General features: G+C 72.3%; 17 protein-coding genes. 8 read left to right on the top strand and 9 right to left on the bottom strand.

Annotated features, from left to right (window positions below; translation table 11 throughout):
* Positions 1 to 40 precede the first annotated feature (40 nt).
* From ppgK to GCU60_RS07810, 5 genes are all read left to right on the top strand, one after another.
* A complete protein-coding gene (gene ppgK, locus GCU60_RS07830; RefSeq protein ID WP_163203902.1) occupies positions 41 to 784 on the top strand; it encodes a polyphosphate--glucose phosphotransferase in 744 nt (247 codons plus the stop codon).
* A gap of 284 nt (positions 785 to 1068) precedes the next feature.
* Positions 1069 to 2412 carry an RNA polymerase sigma factor gene (locus GCU60_RS07825; protein ID WP_163203901.1) on the top strand — a complete coding sequence of 448 codons (1344 nt, stop codon included), beginning with the start codon at positions 1069 to 1071 and terminating at the stop codon, positions 2410 to 2412.
* 389 nt (positions 2413 to 2801) lie between these two features.
* Positions 2802 to 3026 (top strand): DUF7455 domain-containing protein, encoded by a 225-nt coding sequence (locus tag GCU60_RS07820; RefSeq protein ID WP_014377049.1) that lies wholly within the window; start codon positions 2802 to 2804, stop codon positions 3024 to 3026.
* A 142-nt stretch (positions 3027 to 3168) separates the two neighbouring features.
* Positions 3169 to 5493 (top strand): VanW family protein, encoded by a 2325-nt coding sequence (locus GCU60_RS07815; protein WP_163203899.1) that lies wholly within the window; start codon positions 3169 to 3171, stop codon positions 5491 to 5493.
* A gap of 60 nt (positions 5494 to 5553) precedes the next feature.
* The gene (locus GCU60_RS07810; RefSeq protein ID WP_345770467.1) at positions 5554 to 6618 is read left to right on the top strand and encodes a YihY/virulence factor BrkB family protein; all 1065 of its coding nucleotides are present in this window, start codon (positions 5554 to 5556) and stop codon (positions 6616 to 6618) included.
* 39 nt (positions 6619 to 6657) lie between these two features.
* Here the strand turns inward: GCU60_RS07810 and GCU60_RS07805 are convergent, their stop codons facing one another.
* The 6 genes from GCU60_RS07805 to GCU60_RS07780 all read right to left on the bottom strand — a co-directional run bounded on the left by GCU60_RS07805 (position 6658) and on the right by GCU60_RS07780 (position 10002).
* The gene (locus GCU60_RS07805; RefSeq protein WP_104530044.1) at positions 6658 to 6888 is read right to left on the bottom strand and encodes a DUF3039 domain-containing protein; all 231 of its coding nucleotides are present in this window, start codon (positions 6886 to 6888) and stop codon (positions 6658 to 6660) included.
* 133 nt (positions 6889 to 7021) lie between these two features.
* Positions 7022 to 7369, bottom strand: coding sequence for a DUF3099 domain-containing protein (locus GCU60_RS07800; protein WP_204261633.1), 348 nt, complete (start codon positions 7367 to 7369; stop codon positions 7022 to 7024).
* Positions 7370 to 7461: 92 nt separating this feature from the next.
* Complete coding sequence (locus tag GCU60_RS07795; protein WP_163203895.1) at positions 7462 to 8055, bottom strand: HhH-GPD-type base excision DNA repair protein; 594 nt, start codon at positions 8053 to 8055, stop codon at positions 7462 to 7464.
* Between the two features lie 76 nt (positions 8056 to 8131).
* A complete protein-coding gene (locus tag GCU60_RS07790) occupies positions 8132 to 8593 on the bottom strand; it encodes a hotdog fold thioesterase (RefSeq protein ID WP_163203893.1) in 462 nt (153 codons plus the stop codon).
* A gap of 85 nt (positions 8594 to 8678) precedes the next feature.
* Positions 8679 to 9347 (bottom strand): enoyl-CoA hydratase-related protein, encoded by a 669-nt coding sequence (locus GCU60_RS07785; protein ID WP_163203892.1) that lies wholly within the window; start codon positions 9345 to 9347, stop codon positions 8679 to 8681.
* Between the two features lie 43 nt (positions 9348 to 9390).
* Positions 9391 to 10002 (bottom strand): TetR family transcriptional regulator C-terminal domain-containing protein, encoded by a 612-nt coding sequence (locus GCU60_RS07780; RefSeq protein WP_204261632.1) that lies wholly within the window; start codon positions 10000 to 10002, stop codon positions 9391 to 9393.
* 283 nt (positions 10003 to 10285) lie between these two features.
* Here GCU60_RS07780 and GCU60_RS07775 point away from each other — a divergent pair, with 283 nt between their 5' ends.
* The gene (locus tag GCU60_RS07775; protein ID WP_204261631.1) at positions 10286 to 11146 is read left to right on the top strand and encodes an MBL fold metallo-hydrolase; all 861 of its coding nucleotides are present in this window, start codon (positions 10286 to 10288) and stop codon (positions 11144 to 11146) included.
* A gap of 68 nt (positions 11147 to 11214) precedes the next feature.
* Here GCU60_RS07775 and GCU60_RS20980 read toward each other — a convergent pair whose 3' ends face one another.
* A complete protein-coding gene (locus GCU60_RS20980) occupies positions 11215 to 11343 on the bottom strand; it encodes a hypothetical protein (protein ID WP_275585458.1) in 129 nt (42 codons plus the stop codon).
* A gap of 99 nt (positions 11344 to 11442) precedes the next feature.
* Complete coding sequence (locus tag GCU60_RS07765; protein ID WP_163203890.1) at positions 11443 to 12051, bottom strand: TetR/AcrR family transcriptional regulator; 609 nt, start codon at positions 12049 to 12051, stop codon at positions 11443 to 11445.
* A 100-nt stretch (positions 12052 to 12151) separates the two neighbouring features.
* Between GCU60_RS07765 and GCU60_RS07760 the strand changes: the two genes are divergently transcribed.
* Both GCU60_RS07760 and GCU60_RS07755 read left to right on the top strand, forming a co-directional pair.
* Positions 12152 to 12658 (top strand): DUF4188 domain-containing protein, encoded by a 507-nt coding sequence (locus GCU60_RS07760; protein WP_163203888.1) that lies wholly within the window; start codon positions 12152 to 12154, stop codon positions 12656 to 12658.
* A 275-nt stretch (positions 12659 to 12933) separates the two neighbouring features.
* Complete coding sequence (locus GCU60_RS07755) at positions 12934 to 13542, top strand: DUF305 domain-containing protein (RefSeq protein WP_163203886.1); 609 nt, start codon at positions 12934 to 12936, stop codon at positions 13540 to 13542.
* A 72-nt stretch (positions 13543 to 13614) separates the two neighbouring features.
* On the opposite strand, the gene GCU60_RS07750 is transcribed toward GCU60_RS07755, so the two are convergent.
* Positions 13615 to 15435: a phosphoenolpyruvate carboxykinase (GTP) gene (locus GCU60_RS07750; RefSeq protein ID WP_345770474.1), complete on the bottom strand. Its 1821-nt coding sequence runs from the start codon at positions 15433 to 15435 to the stop codon at positions 13615 to 13617.
* Between the last annotated feature and the right edge of the window lie 60 nt (positions 15436 to 15495).

Below are 15495 nucleotides of genomic sequence, written 5' to 3'. Positions count from 1 at the left end.
GCGGCGGGGGGGCGGGGGGTCCTTCTACTAACCTGTCCGCGTGCAGGGCTTCGGGGTGGACATCGGCGGCAGCGGCATCAAGGGGTGCCTGGTCGATCTGGACCAGGGACGACTCATCGGGGAGCGGCTGCGGATCGAGACACCGCAGCCCTCGCTGCCGGAGTCGGTCTACGGCGTCGTCGCGACGATCGTGGACTCCTTCGGCTGGACCGGCGAGGTCGGTGTCACGTTCCCGGGGGTGATGAAGTCCGGGGTCGCGCACACGGCGGCGAACGTGGACAAGAGCTGGATCGGGACCGACGTCGACGCGGGCCTGTCCCAGCGGATCCCCGGCGCCGTGCAGACGCTCAACGACGCGGACGCCGCCGGCCTGGCCGAGATGCGCTACGGCGCGGGCCGGGACCGTGCCGGCGTCGTGCTCATGCTCACCTTCGGCACCGGCATCGGCAGCGCCCTGTTCGTGGACGGCCGGCTCGTCCCCAACACCGAGTTCGGTCACATCCAGGTCGACGGCGAGGACGGTGAGGGGCGGGCGTCGGCGGCCGCCCGCGAGCGCGAGGAGCTCAGCTACCCGGACTGGGCCGCCCGGGTGGACCGCTACCTCGACGTCCTGGAGGCGGGGCTCTGGCCGGACCTGATCATCGTCGGCGGCGGGGTGAGCAAGAAGTCGCACAAGTGGGTGCCGCTGCTCACCACCCGCACCCCCGTCGTCCCGGCGGAACTGCAGAACGACGCCGGGATCGTCGGTGCCGCGCTGGCCGCCGCCGAGCAGCTCGAACCCTGACCGGCGTGCTGCCGGGACGGCACCGCACCCTCCCGGTCCGGCCCCGACCGCCCCGTCGGAGCGAGGACCACCGATCCGAGGCGATGGTTTCACCGCGGGACGTCGTTACAATGGTGAAGCCCCAGCCCGTCGCCCTCCAGCCGGGAGGGATCCCCTGCTCCGATCGCGGTCAAACGCCGCGCCGGTCTGCCGGGACCTCCCCCGCCCCCGGGCACTGGCCGGAGCCGCTGCCCGCGGACCACACGGTCCCCCGGGGAACGAACCCAGTACGGGAAGGAACCTGAGTGCCCGCCGACCAGCCAGCACCGGAAGCAGCCGAAGCGAGCACCTCTCCGCGCGCCAGGACGGCCGCGGCCGGTACCCGTGCGAAGAAGGCCGTCGAGCCGGCTGCCGCCCGGAAGAAGGCACCGGCCAAGGCCGCCGCCGCCAAGGCGCCGACCAAGAGCCGCACCAAGCCGGCGATCACCCCCTCCAGCGCCGCCGGTGAGGGCACCGTCCTGACCGCCGTCGCCTCGGACGGCTCCGCGGTCGCCGTCGTCGACGCAGGCAGCGAGGGTCTCAAGCTCGACGAGACCGTCGTCACCGGCAAGGACGGCGTCGAGGTCGCCGCCGAGGAGGAGACCACCGAGGGCGGCACCGACTTCGAGTGGGACGAGGAGGAGGAGTCCGAGGCCCTCCGCCAGGCCCGCAAGGACGCCGAGCTCACCGCCTCGGCCGACTCCGTCCGCGCCTACCTCAAGCAGATCGGCAAGGTCGCGCTCCTCAACGCCGAGGAGGAGGTCGACCTCGCCAAGCGGATCGAGGCCGGTCTCTACGGCTCCGAGCGCCTGCGCCAGGTCGAGGAGGAGGGCCAGAAGATCTCCCCGCAGATGCGCCGGGACCTCAACTGGATCGTCCGCGACGGCGAGCGCGCCAAGAACCACCTGCTCGAGGCCAACCTGCGCCTCGTCGTGTCGCTGGCCAAGCGCTACACCGGCCGCGGCATGGCGTTCCTGGACCTGATCCAGGAGGGCAACCTCGGCCTGATCCGCGCGGTCGAGAAGTTCGACTACACCAAGGGCTACAAGTTCTCGACCTACGCGACGTGGTGGATCCGCCAGGCCATCACCCGCGCCATGGCCGACCAGGCCCGCACCATCCGCATCCCGGTGCACATGGTCGAGGTCATCAACAAGCTCGGCCGCATCCAGCGCGAGCTGCTCCAGGACCTGGGCCGCGAGCCCACGCCGGAGGAGCTGGCCAAGGAGATGGACATCACCCCGGACAAGGTGCTGGAGATCCAGCAGTACGCCCGGGAGCCGATCAGCCTCGACCAGACCATCGGTGACGAGGGCGACAGCCAGCTCGGCGACTTCATCGAGGACTCCGAGGCGGTCGTGGCCGTCGACGCGGTCAGCTTCACCCTCATGCAGGACCAGCTGACCAGCGTGTTGCAGACGCTCTCGGAGCGGGAGGCCGGCGTGGTCCGGCTGCGGTTCGGCCTCACCGACGGCCAGCCGCGCACCCTGGACGAGATCGGGCAGGTCTACGGGGTCACCCGTGAGCGGATCCGCCAGATCGAGTCCAAGACCATGTCCAAGCTGCGTCACCCGAGCCGCTCCCAGGTGCTGCGCGACTACCTGGACTAGCCCGACCACGACGAGGGCCCGGCATGCACCGCATGCCGGGCCCTCGTCGCGCGGAGCCGCCGGGTGACCCGGACGGGTCACAGAGTGATAGCGGCCGGTGTACGTCGGCATCCGTCGGGTAGACGGCGTAGCGTGGGAGAGGCAAGACAGCAGGGACAGACGGTCGTCCCGGTCTCCCACCCGGGGCTCCGATGACGACCGGTACGTGCACCACCAGTTCCACCCAGTGATGTCCCCTGCTGGACCCGACCGCGCTGCAGTCGGTCACGGACTCATCTCTTTCGGCGAGTCCGCGACGATGGCAACGGGAACGGGAACACGAGGGGCCATCCTGGCGCTGTGCAGGAGGCCGATCCGCAGCCGCGGGTCCGTGCGGTAGAGAGCGAGTGATGACCCAGATGACCCAGACGCTGACGACGACCCCCGCCGCCGACGACCTGGTCGTGCCCTTCCACTGCGACCGTTGTGGCGCCCTGGCCAAGGTCCGTGTCGTGCTCGCCAGCGGTAGCGACCTCGTGTTCTGCGGGCACCACGCCCGGGAGTACGAGAGCAAGCTCCGTGACATCGCCGTCGACATCATCGACACAGAGGGCGAGCAGCACGTAACCGCGTGAGAGAGGCGATATCGTCGCGCCCGCGATGACTGCCTCACCCGACGACGCCGCCGCGTCCGACTCCCCGCCTCGTGCGGGCGTCGGGCCGGCGGCTCCGTCATTCCCGGGGACCCCCGGCCAGCGCCAACCGGAGGAACACCCGATGTCCCAGCAGCACCCCGTGTCCGACGAGACCGTCCGCATGCCTGCGGACGGCGGAGACGGACGTCCCGGCCCGGCGACGTCGGGCCAGGGCTTCGGTGCCGAGCCCGACGACACCCGCCCGGTCGGCCGGGACTGGCAGCGTGGCGCTCCGGAGGCCCCACCGGCCGCCGCCCAGCCGCCGGCCGTCCCGGTCGCTGCGGCTCCGCCGGCTGCCGCTGAGCCGCCCGCCGCCCAGCCGCCCGCCCCCTCCGCTCCCCCGGAGCCCGCCGCCCATCCGGCGGCCGCTGCGCCGGCCGCCGGGGACACGGCGCACGGGCCGCACGCCACCTCCGCCGGCGAGGACCTCGACGGCACCCAGCGCCTGGACCTGTCCGGCCACGGGTTCGGCGGCACCGACCACCCGACCGCCGTCGTCCCGCCGCTGGGCGACCGCGCCGGGGACGACCGCTCGGGCATCGACGACCGCTCCGGTATCGACGACCACTCCGGGGCCGGCGACGGCCCCCCGCCGGCCCAGCCGCCCGCAGGCGGCCCGCGCACGCCCTGGTGGCGGCGTCGTGCCGCGCTGGTCCCGGCCGGCGCCCTGGCGCTCCTGGCCGCGACCTACGGCGTGGACCTGCTGCTCTCCTCGGGCGACGTGCCGCGCTCGACCGTCGTGGCCGGCGTCGACGTCGGCGGCCTGTCCCCCGCCCGCGCCGCCGAGGTGCTCGAGCAGGAGCTGGCCCCCCGGGTCGCCGCCGAGCACCAGGTGCGCGCCGACGACGTCACCCTGCCGTTCTCCCCCGCCACGGCCGGCATCGGCCTGGACGTCGACGCGACCGTGGACGTCGCGGACGACCAGCCGCTGAACCCCTGGACCCGCCTGGTCACCCTGTTCTCCGACCGCGAGGTCGAGCCCGTCCTCACCGGCGAGGACACCGCCCTGGCCGCTCAGATGGACACGCTGGCCGAGCAGGTCGACCGGGCACCGGTCGACGCGACGATCGCGATCGAGGGCACCACGCCCTCGGTGGTGGCTCCGCAGGACGGGCGCACCCTGGACCGCGACGGAGCCGCCGAGGCCATCACCGACGCGCTGGCGGCCGGGAGCGACCCGACGACGCCGATCGAGCTCCCCGTCGACGTCGAGGGTGTGTCGGTCACCGCGGCGGAGGCCGAGCGCGTCCTCGACGAGACGGTGGCGCCGGGCCTGTCGGCACCGGTCGCCGTGGTCAGCCAGGACGGCGCCACGACGGCGGAGGTCTCGGCGGAGGCGATCGCGGCGTCGCTCACCTTCACACCGCAGGAGGACGGCACGCTGGCCGTCGGGATCGACCCGGCGCAGCTGCAGACCGCTCTCGGGGACGAGCTGGGGCGGTTCGGCACCCCGGCCAAGGACGCCACCTTCCAGATCTCGGGAGGCTCGGTCTCCGTCGTCCCCTCGGTGGACGGCACCGGCATCGACCCGGCCGCCCTCGCCGAGCAGCTGCTCGCGGTGCTGCCGGAGGATGCCCCGCGCACGGTCACCGCCGAGCTCGGCCCCGTCCCCGCCGACCTCACCACCCAGGAGGCGGAGGCGCTCGGGATCCGGGAAGAGGTCAGCAGCTTCACCACGCGGATCTCCAACCCCGCCAGCGGCACCAACATCCGCGTGGTGGCCGCGGAGGTGGACGGCGCGCTGGTCCTGCCGGGTGAGACCTTCAGCCTCAACGGCTACACCGGCCCGCGCGGCGTGCCGCAGGGCTACGTCGAGGCCACCGTGATCAGCGGCGGGCAGCTGTCCAAGGCCGTCGGCGGCGGCGTGAGCCAGTTCGCCACCACGATGTTCAACGCCGTCTTCTTCGCCGGCCTCGAGGACGTCTACCACAAGCCGCACAGCTTCTACATCGACCGCTACCCCGCCGGGCGCGAGGCCACCGTCTACGAGGGCCTCATCGACCTGCAGTGGCGCAACGACAGCGACACCGGCATCTACGTCGACACCGCCACGACGTCGGGGTCGCTGACGGTGACCTTCTACGGGACCAAGCGGTACGAGATCCAGGCGATCGAGGGCCCGCGCACGAACCGGCGCGAGCCGGCGCAGCTGGAGAAGCCCGACGACGGCGACTGCATCCCGCAGTCGGGGGTCCCCGGCTTCGACGTGACGGTCACCCGGGTGTTCCGCGACCTGACGACGGGCTCGGAGATCGAGCGCGAGCAGTTCAACACCCGCTACGCCGCCGAGGCCGTCATCCGGTGCGTCCCGCCGGCGCCCGCCGCGCCGCCCGCCGGCCCGGAGGGCACCACCCCCGGTGGCCCGCCGACGCCGGGAGGCCGTCGGCCGCGTCTCCGGACGGTCTGAGCAGGTCCTCGACCGGCACCGCGACCACCGGACCGCACGGGTGACGTGCACACTGTCGGGGTGAGCACCGTCCTGCCCGGCGGCTCGGCCGCGCAGGTCGAGCGGGTCGACGCCGGTCCGCCGAGCACCGGCCCGGCCGGTGGGACGCCCGACGAGGCACCCAGGGCATCCCGGCTGCGGCGCTGGCCGGCCGTGCTCCGGGTGCCGCTGCAGGTGCTGGGCCGCACGGTCGCCAAGGCCTGGCAGGACCGCATCCTCGGCCTGTCGGCCGAAGCGGCCTTCTGGCAGATCCTCTCGGTGCCACCGCTGCTGATCGGCCTGCTGGGATCCCTGGGCTACCTCGGCGACGTCATCGGCGCCGACACCGTGCTCCGGATCGAGCAGCAGCTCCTCGACGCCTCCTCCGAGGCGCTCACCCCCGGGGTCGTCGACTCGCTCGTGGCGCCGACGCTGGACGACATCCTCAGGTCGGGCCGGCTGGACGTGGTGAGCGTCGGGTTCCTGGTGTCGCTGTGGGCCGGCTCGTCGGCCACCGCCACCTTCATGAACACCATCGTCATCGCCTACGACCAGCGTGACGTGCGCGGGCCGATCCGTACGCGCCTCAAGGCGCTGTGGCTGTTCATCATCGGGATGATCATGGCGGTGCTCACCCTGCCGCTGCTGGTCCTCGGGCGGGAGACCCTGGTCGGGCTCGCGCCGCCGGACTGGCGGGGCACCACGGGGATGCTGATCGACGCCGTCTACTGGCCGTTGGTCCTGGTGGGGCTGCTGCTGGCCCTCACCAGCTTCTTCCACGTCGTGCTTCCGCACCGGCTGCCGTGGCGGCGGCACCTGCCCGGGGCGCTGCTCAGCCTCGGCTTCTTCCTCGTGGCGGCGCTGCTGCTGCGTGCCTACATCGGCGACATCCTGACCACGGCACTGCCCTACGGCGCGCTGGCGGCGCCGATCGGTGCGCTGCTGTTCTGCTTCTTCTTCGGCATGGCCGTGCTGTTCGGCGCCGAGCTCAACACCACCATCCAGGAGCGCTGGCCCGCGCCGCTGCGCCGGCACGACCGCCGGCGGCGGGCACGGCGCGCCGCGAAGCTCGAGGAAGAGGCCCGGCGGCTCGGCCTGCGGTCCTGACCCGGTCGTCCTCCGGACGACCGGTGGCGATGTGCGCGGTCAGTCCTTCTTCAGCTGCTCGTAGACCTCTTTGCACGCCGGGCAGACGGGGCTGCCGGGCTTCGGGCTCTTGGTCACCGGGAACACCTCGCCGCAGAGGGCCTCGACCATGGTGCCCATGACGGCGCTCTCGGCGATCTTGTTCTTCCGCACGTAGTGGAAGACCTCGTTGGCGTTGCCGGTGTCGGCGTCGCGGACGTCCGGGCGCTCGAGGATGTCGCTGCTGCTCATGCGGGCTCCCTGCTCGACGATGCTGTCCTGCGGCGCCCGCGCGACGGGCCCGCCGCGCGGCCGGTCGCCGCCGCCGACCATGATGACAGGGCGCCCTCGCGGTGCTCCCGTCCAGCCCGGCCGCCGCCACCGGTCAGACGTCGATGACCCGGACCTTGGTGGCGGGGCTCTCCAGCTGGCGGTCCGGCCGGGGGGTGTAGCCCCGCATGTCCGTCCGCTTCTTCGGCGGCCGGTCGTTGGCCATGAGGACGGCGATCCAGGGCAGCACGGTGCCCAGGAACGCGAAGATCAGCATCAGCCAGACCACCTGGTAGAAGGTGGCGGCCAGGATGATGAAGACCGCCCGGATGCCCATCGTGATGGCGTAACGACGCTTGCGGGCGGCGTGCTGCTCGGCGGGGCTGACCTCCGCCTCGGTGATGAGGACCGGCTCCGGTCTGCGCGACCGCGGGAACTGCTGGCTCGAGGCCACGGGCTCCATCCCTCCACGACCGTGCGCCCTGGGGATCCCGGGCTGTGCGCGGTGCACAACCCATCGTGCCACCGCGGGAGGGCCGATGCTCGTGCCGTCGGTTACTTCCCGGCCGGCTCCTTCGCCGCCTTGGCCGCCTGCTTCTGCTCCTGCTTGAAGGCCCGCACCTCGGCGAGCGACTCCGGCCCGGTGATGTCGGCGACCGACCGGCGCGAGCCCTCCGTCCCGTACTCCCCGGCCGCCTCCCGCCAGCCCGGCACGGTGACGCCGTACTGCTTGCCGAGCAGCGCCAGGAAGATGCTCGCCTTCTGGGCCCCGAACCCCGGCAGCGCCTTGAGCCGCCTCAGCAGGGTGGCCCCGTCGGGGTCGTCGGCCCACAGCCCGGTCACCTGGCCGTCGTGGTCGGCGACCAGCGCCCGGCAGACCTCCTGGGCGCGGCCGGCCATCGAGCCCGGGTAGCGGTGCAGCGCCGGCGGCCTCTGGAAGATCGCGACCAGCTCCTCGGGGTCGATCGAGGCCAGCTGCTCGGCCGACAGCGTGTCGACACCGAGCCGGTCGGCCAGGAGCCGGGGCGCTCCGAAGGCGCGCTCCATGGGGAACTGCTGGTCGAGCATCATCCCAACAACGAGGGCGAGAGGATCTCGGCTCAGCAGCTCGTCGGCCGCGGGGTCCTGGGCGATGTGAAGGACGGGCACCCGCGGAATCCTGCCGCACCCCCGTCGAGAGGGTTGTGGGACAACACCGCCTGCGGTGGACGTTCTCTGGGCTCCCTCAGCTGGCGGCCGAGAGAACCAGGCACGTGGTGGTGGCGTGCGCGATGAGCTTGCCGTTGCCGTCGAGCACCTTGCCCTCGGCGGTGGCGGTGCGGCGGCCGACGTGCACGACGGACCCGGTGGCGGTGAGGGTCTGGCCGTCGGTGCGGGCGGCGCGAATGTAGTTGACCTTGATCTCGAGGCTGGTGTAGCTGACACCGGCGGGCAGGGTGGTGTGCACGGCGCAGCCCATGACGGAGTCCAGCAGGGTGGCGGCGATCCCGCCGTGCACGGTGCCCAGGGGGTTGGTGAAGTCGGGGCGGGTGTCGAGGGACATGACGACGCGGCCGTGCTCGATCTCGTCGAACCGCATGCCGATCAGGCGGCGGATGGAGGGGCGGTCGAGGCCTTCCTGGTCGGTCGCCTGCAGCCAGCGCAGCAGTTCCAGGCCGGTCATGGCGGTGAGGTCGGTGCTGGTCACGGCGGTGTCTCCTGGGTGGTGCGCTGGCGCGGGGGGCGTGGGGTGGGCAGGGGTTCGGCGACGGCTGTCGCTGCGCTGGTGGCGGTCAGTCGCGGGCTGTGATGTCGCGCAGGACGGCCAGGGTCGGGGCGTACATGCGCGCCTTGATGGCGCCGAGGGTGTCCCCGGCTTTGCCGGTCAGCGACCCGGCGAGTTGCACGGCGGTGTCGCGGACGACGTCCTCGGGCACCGCCCGGTCGACGATGCCCGCGGCCTGGGCGTCGGCGCCGCCGTAGCGGCGGCCGGTCAGCATGGCCTCGTGCGCGGCCTGCGGGGCCAGCCGGGCCTGGATCAGGGCGGCCATGCCGGGTGAGAACGGCATGGCGATGTCGACCTCGGGCAGGCACCAGAAGCCGCGGTCGGCGCGCATCACCCGGAAGTCGTGAGCGAGGGTGAGCATCGCGCCGGCGGCGAAGGCGTGCCCCTGCATGGCGGCGACGGTGATCACCGGCAGCGACAGCACCCGGGCGAAGAGCTCGTGGACCGTGGCGAGGTAGTCCCGGTGCTGGTCGCGGTGGGCCGACAGCCAGTCCAGGTCCAGGCCGTTGGAGAAGAACTTGCCCGTGGCGGCGGTGACCAGCGCGCGCGGGCCGTCGGCCTTGTCCAGCTCGTCCAGCGCCGCGTTCACCGCGGCGATCCAGTCGGGGTGGTGGCGGTTCTCCCCGTCGCCGAGGTCGAGGACGAACACGTCGTCGTGGCGGTCCAGCGTGGGCATTGCGGCTCCTTCGAGGTGGGCGGGTCGGCGGCGCAGGGGTTGTCTACGGCCGGGGGGTGGTGTCGGCCGCGGGCCGGGTGCTCAGGGCGTGCACCAGCAGGTCGTGGATCTCGGTCGCGACGGCTTCCATCGGGGCGGTGCTCTGCTCGGCGCGGCACAGGATCACCGCGCCCTCCTCGGCGGCGACGACGAGGGCGGCCAGTCGGCGGCTGCGGTCCTCGGGCAGCCGGTGGCGTCGGAACAGGGCGGTGAACGCCTCCTGCCAGCCGGTGAAGACCGCGCCGGCGGAGCGGGTCAGCTGGGGGGCGTCGTCGTTGGTCTCCACCGCGACGGCCACGACCGGGCAGCCGGCCCGGTAGCGGCTGCGCTCGAGCTGGTCGCGCCAGTGCGCGAACCACTCGTCGATGGCCTGCACCGGGTCCTCGGCCTGGATCGCGGCCTGGATCAGCCCGGTCATGAACTCACCGGCCAGCGCGACGGCCTCGCCGATCAGCTGCGTCCGTCCGCCGGGGAAGTGGTGGTAGACCGAGCCGCGCGGGGCGCCGCTGTGGGCGAGCACGCGGTCGATGCTGGTGGCGCTGGCGCCGTGCTCGCGAAGCAGCGTGATCGTGCTGCGGACCATCCGCTCCCGGCTATCGCTCCTGCGCGGGCTCACCGGCCCACCTCGGAACACGCGCGGCCGAAGATCCCGCCACCGGCCTTCCGGCACTCCGCCATGCCCGGTGACCTCCCTCGCGCACACCCGGCTGGTGGACAGCTCCGCCGGGTTCTATGGTCTATGCCATAGAACATTGTAGCGGGGGTCCTGCCGCCGCCGTCAGCCCCTGCAGCGAGCCGGAACCCCTGCAGCAGCCCACCATGACGGCGCCCGACACGTCACGGGCCCGCGCGCCCCGGAGGAGCCCCGGCTCCTCCCCCAAAGATTCGGAGCTCCCAACATGACCCCTCCGCTCGGCGTCAACGTCTTCACAGCACCGGAGAAGGCCATCGTGGGCGAGCGGCCCCGGCCGTTCGGGCCGCCGATGGCCTGGGATCCGGTGACCTCGACGCTCATCTACGGCGAGCGCGACGCCGTCCTCATCGACACCCTCACCACCGCCGCCGAGGCCGCGGCGCTGGCCGACTGGGTCGCGCTGCACCACCGCAACCTGACCACGATCTACATCACCCACGGCCACGTCGACCACTTCACCGGACTCAGCGTGCTGCTGCAGCGCTTCCCGGACGCACGGGCCATCGCCACCCCGAAGTCGGTGGAGCTGATGCGCAAGCAGAGCTCACGGCTGCCGTTCTTCCGGAAGCTCTGGCCCGGGCAGCTGCCTGCTGCGATAGCCTTTCCCGAGCCCTACGACGACGAGGTGTTCACCCTCGAGGGACACGAGGTGCGCATCATCGAGCAGGGCCGCACCGACACCGTCGACACCACCTCCCTACACGTGCCCTCGATCGACCTTGTCGTCGGTGGCGACGTCTTCTACAACGAGTGCCACATGTACGTCGCCGAGAGCACACCCGAGAGCCGCGCCAACTGGATCGCCGCGCTGGACCGCCTGACGGCACTGAGCCCGAAGACCGCCGTCGCCGGACACAAGAAGCCGGGCGCCCCGGACACACCGGCGGCCATCGAGGCATCGAAGCGCTACCTCACCGACTTCGGCCGGCTGCAGGAGACGACCTCGAGCGACCAGGAGCTCTACGACGCGATGGCCGACCTGTACCCCGACTGGGTCAGCCACCAGGCGTGGCTGATGTTCGGCCTCTCGCCGGCCAACCCGAGCCCCGCCTCACCGCCGCGCTGAGCCATTCCCGCACCCAGAGCCATCAGCATCCTGGGGGGCGCCCTCGGTGACGTAGGTCAGCGCACCTTTCACGCCGAGGGTTCTACTGTTCCTCTTGACACGTGCTGGTCCAGCAGCATCCCGATCAGCAGCGCCAGCGGGTCGCGTCCGAGCAGCTCGTCGGCGGCAGGGTCCTGGGCGATGCGGAGGTTCGGCACGCCCGAGATGGTGCCCTACCCGGTCCGGGTGCGACCACCTGCCGCTGCGCAGCCCGTCGGCGGACGGCGCGCTCGCACCGGGTGGGACTCCCCCGCCGCCTAGAGCCCTCGCGCCAACCGCTCGAGCAGGCCCTCCAGCTGCGCCTCCCGGTCGTCCTCCGGAAGGTCCCGCAGGGGGCCCTGCAGGCAGAGCACCGCGAACCCGTGCACCCCTGCCCAGCAGGTGACGTCGGCACCGGGACGTCGCTCGGCGGGCAGCACGCCGGCCGTGACCATGTCGTCCAGCACCGTGGAGAGCACCCCGTAGGCGCCCTGCCCCGGCGCGCCGTCCTCCGGCCGGGCGCAGGCGAAGGCCGTGGAGAACAGCCCCGGCTCGGCGAGCGCGAAGTGCACGTACTCCCGGCCCACCGCCCGCAGCCGCGCGGAAGCCGGCTCACCCGTGTCGTCGTCGGGGAGGTCTGCCAGCCGGTCGCGCATCCGCCGCTCCAGCTCGGCCATGCCCTGCCGGGAGACCTCGGCGAGCAGGTCGTCGCGGTCGGCGAAGTGGCGGTACGCCGCGTTGTGCGAGACCCCGGTGCGGCGGGCGGCGTCGCGCAGCACCACGGCGTCCGCGCCGCCGGAGCGGGCCTGGTCCACGGCGGTGTCGATCAGCGCGGCCCGCAGGTTGCCGTGGTGGTAGCGACGCGCGCCGCCGGGATCCTCGAGCATGTTGACAGTGTCCACCTCCCCTGCTGTGGTGTCCATGTTGCCGGTGTCCACATCCGTGGGCACGAGATCGGCACGTGGCGCCACCGACAGGAGAACCACGATGAGCAGGACAGCCCTCGCCGGCCGGGTGACCGCCGACGCACCCCCCGGGACGGTCGCCTTCCTGATCGGCATGCGGGTCAACCGGGTGCGGAAGGTCCGGCAGTGGCTGCCGGTCGCCACGGCGATGCCCCGGATGCTCCAGGAGCTGCTCGCGCAGCCCGACCTCGGCCTGCTCGCCGCCCGCACCTACGTCAGCGGGCGGACGGTGCTCACCGTGCAGTACTGGCGCAGCGCCGAGGACCTCGACCGCTACGCCCGCGCCCGGGACCACGCCCACCTGCCCGCCTGGCGGGACTTCAACCGGCGGGTCCGGGACAACGGCGACGTCGGCATCTTCCACGAGACCTACGTCCTGGACCGCTCCGAGACCGTCTACGTCAACATGCCCGAGGACTTCGGTCTCGGCGGCGCCACCGGCCTCACGCCGCTGGCCCACCGCGGACAGCGCGCTGCCCACCGGCTGGACTCCTCGGTGCCCGACGTCCCCGCGGTCGCTCCCTACTGACCGGCGAGCCGCTCAGGCGCGCGGGCGGTGCGAGGCATCGCCTCGGTGGGGAGCCAGCCTGGACGACGGCCGTGCCGCGTCATCGAACTGTCAAGTTTGTCCACAGGTCGCCCGGGCACCGGACTGCCGCCGGGCCCATGGCACGTCGCAGCGTTGCGCGCGGACCCGCGCCTGTGCGACAGGAGCACGGCCGGACCGGGAGAGCGAGCAGTGCTCACCGCCGGCCCACGGCGCAGGACCCGGCTCCACCGACCGACGACCCCGGAGGATCCGCCATGGCGAGGAAGATGGACGCCGAGCAGCACCAGGACGAGCAGGACCACGGCGAGCGGGGCGGCCTGTCGCACGAGGCGAAGATGTACCTCCGCTTCGCCGCGATGATCACGACGTCCATGGTGGTCATGTACTTCACCATGTTCGCCGGCACGTGGGAGTGGGGTCACGTCCGGTGGAGCGAGAGCCGGCTCTTCATGGCCCTCACCATGGGCGGCACCATGGGGCTGGTCATGCTCGCCTGGATGCTCAACATGTACAAGAACATGAAGGGCAACATCGCCATCGTGGCGGCGAGCCTGCTGCTCCTGGGCGGCGGCGTCTTCCTCGACCGCAGCCAGACCACCGTGCAGGACACGGCCTGGATGAGCGCGATGATCCCGCACCACTCGCTGGCCATCACCCGGTCCGAGCGCGCCGGTATCACCGATGTCCGCGTGTGCCAGCTGGCGGTCGAGATCATCGCGGCCCAGGAGCGGGAGATCAGCGAGATGGAGTGGCTGATCCAGGACATCGAGGCGAACGGGGAGGCCGAGACGCTCGAGGAGGCCCGGGCCCGCCCCGTCCCCTCGTTCGAGGGCTCCGCGCTGCGCGACTGCCCGCCGGAGTAGCGGCGGCCGCTCAGGTGGCCCGGCCGCGCGGCCGGCCCGAGGAGCGTCCTCGGGTCGGCCGCACGGGCACGGTCAGGCCTCGGCGTCCAGCGCAGCGGCGACGCGGCGGTGCGCGTCCCAGATCGCCTGGGGCAGGTCGCGGAACAGCGAGAGGTGCTGCTCGCGGTGCGCCATCTCCTGCTGCCACCGCTGGGTGTCGATGGACAGGATCGTGTCGAGGTCGCCCTCGTCCAGCTCCATGCCCTCCAGCTGGAGCTCCTCCTTGAGCGGCACGACGCCCACCGGGGTCTGCCGGCCGGTGACCTCGCCGTTGCGCAGCTGCATGAGCCACAGCAGCGGACGGAGGTTGTCCCGGTACCCCGGCCACAGGAAGCGGCCGTCCTCGCCCCGCTGGAACCAGTTCACGTGGGCGAAGATCGGCCCGTCCTTCGCGGCGCCGATGATCTTCAGCCAGTGCGCGGCGTACGCGCCCTCGGAGTAGGCCATGAAGGGCCGCATCGACATCGGGTCGTAGCGCAGGACGCCCTCGGTGCCCTCGGCGGCGAAGGTCGCCTCCGCGCCCAGGGTGAGACCGTCGTAGACGCCCTCGGGGAGATCGGTGATGGCGCGGATCAGCGGCTCACGGTCCCGGGTGCGCCCACCGAAGATGATCGCGTCGACCGGCACACCCTTCGGGTTCTCGTAGTCCGGGGCGATGTTCGGGATGTTGGCCAGCGTGGTGGTGAAGCGGCTGTTCGGGTGCGCCCAGGGGGCATCCTTGTCGGCCTCGGACCGCTCGCTGATGAGGTTGCCCTGCCAGTCGCGCCAGCCGGTGACGTCGGCGGGCGGGTTCTTGCTCTTGCCCTCCCACCAGACGTCCTGGGTCTGCTCGTTGTAGGCGACGTTGGTGAAGATCGTCCCGGTGCCCTCGGCGATCGCCTCGACGGCGGTGGGGTTGGTGACCTCGTTGGTGTCCTTGGCGACGCCGAAGGCCCCGTACTCGGGGTTGATCGCGTAGACGCGGCCGTCCTCGGGGTCCACCCACAGCCAGGCGATGTCGTCGCCGTAGAAGTGCACCTGGTAGCGGTCACCGAGGGCGTCGGGCGCGAGGATCATGGCCAGGTTCGTCTTGCCGGACGCGCTCGGCATGCCACCGCAGATGTGGTACGTGCGGCCGGTCTCCTTGTCGGTGATGCCGAGCAGCAGGAACTGCTCGGCGAGGAACCTGCCCGAGGCCCAGCCGTCGTAGGTCGCCTGGCGCAGCCCGTGGGCGATCTTGCCCAGGAGAGCGTTGCCGCCGTAGGACGAGCCGTAGTGCAGGATCGTGCGCTCGTCGGCGACCGTGACGAAGTAGCGCTGGTCGTCGGCGGTTCCCTGGCCCAGGTTGTCCAGGTCGCCGGTGACGTGCACCCCGCGGACGAAGCTGTTCTGGTCGGCGAGGTCGTTGACGTACTCGACGCCGACGCGCGCCATCCGGTTCATGTGCAGGACGACGGTGCGCGTGTCGGTCAGCTCGACGCCGGTCGCGTAGGACTCCAGCGGCGACCCGGGCGGCGCCATCACGTAGGGGACGACGTACATGGTCTTGCCGGCGGACTTGCCCTTCATCCGCTCCTCGAGCATCGGCCGCATCTCCGACGCCGGACGCCAGTTGTTGTACTCGCCCTTGTCGTCGGGGTTGCTCGTCGCGACGACGGTGCGCTCCTCGGAGCGCGCGGTGTCCTTGGGGTGGCTGCGGGAGTAGTAGCGGCCCTCGCCGGCCGGCAGGAGCTCGCCGGCCTCCAGCGACTCCTGGATCAACCGGGCGTCGTCGGAGGCGTTGACCACCTCGACCCGGGCCGCGCCGGTGTGCTCTGCCCACTGGCGGACGAAGTCGCGGACGCGACCGTTCCTCACCCCTGCTTCATCGAGCACGGCGTCAACGTCGATCACAGCTCAGCCTTTCGTTCGGCGCGGTTGGGGACACTGTGGCAG

Source organism: Blastococcus saxobsidens (assembly GCF_010682065.1).
Taxonomy (GTDB): Bacteria; Actinomycetota; Actinomycetes; order Mycobacteriales; family Geodermatophilaceae; genus Blastococcus; species Blastococcus saxobsidens_B.
Note: the sequence above shows the minus strand (reverse complement) of the source record. Positions and strands in the feature narration are given on the sequence as shown.

Excerpts from the sequence above, each read along its gene's own strand:
- GCU60_RS07820 (WP_014377049.1), top strand. The coding sequence starts at position 2,802 with ATGACCCAGATGACCCAGACGCTGACGACGACCCCCGCCGCCGACGAC.
- GCU60_RS07815 (WP_163203899.1), top strand. The coding sequence starts at position 3,169 with ATGTCCCAGCAGCACCCCGTGTCCGACGAGACCGTCCGCATGCCTGCG.
- GCU60_RS07805 (WP_104530044.1), bottom strand. The coding sequence starts at position 6,888 with ATGAGCAGCAGCGACATCCTCGAGCGCCCGGACGTCCGCGACGCCGAC.
- GCU60_RS07800 (WP_204261633.1), bottom strand. The coding sequence starts at position 7,369 with ATGGAGCCCGTGGCCTCGAGCCAGCAGTTCCCGCGGTCGCGCAGACCG.
- GCU60_RS07785 (WP_163203892.1), bottom strand. The coding sequence starts at position 9,347 with ATGCCCACGCTGGACCGCCACGACGACGTGTTCGTCCTCGACCTCGGC.
- GCU60_RS07775 (WP_204261631.1), top strand. The coding sequence starts at position 10,286 with ATGACCCCTCCGCTCGGCGTCAACGTCTTCACAGCACCGGAGAAGGCC.
- GCU60_RS07765 (WP_163203890.1), bottom strand. The coding sequence starts at position 12,051 with ATGCTCGAGGATCCCGGCGGCGCGCGTCGCTACCACCACGGCAACCTG.
- GCU60_RS07760 (WP_163203888.1), top strand. The coding sequence starts at position 12,152 with ATGAGCAGGACAGCCCTCGCCGGCCGGGTGACCGCCGACGCACCCCCC.
- GCU60_RS07755 (WP_163203886.1), top strand. The coding sequence starts at position 12,934 with ATGGCGAGGAAGATGGACGCCGAGCAGCACCAGGACGAGCAGGACCAC.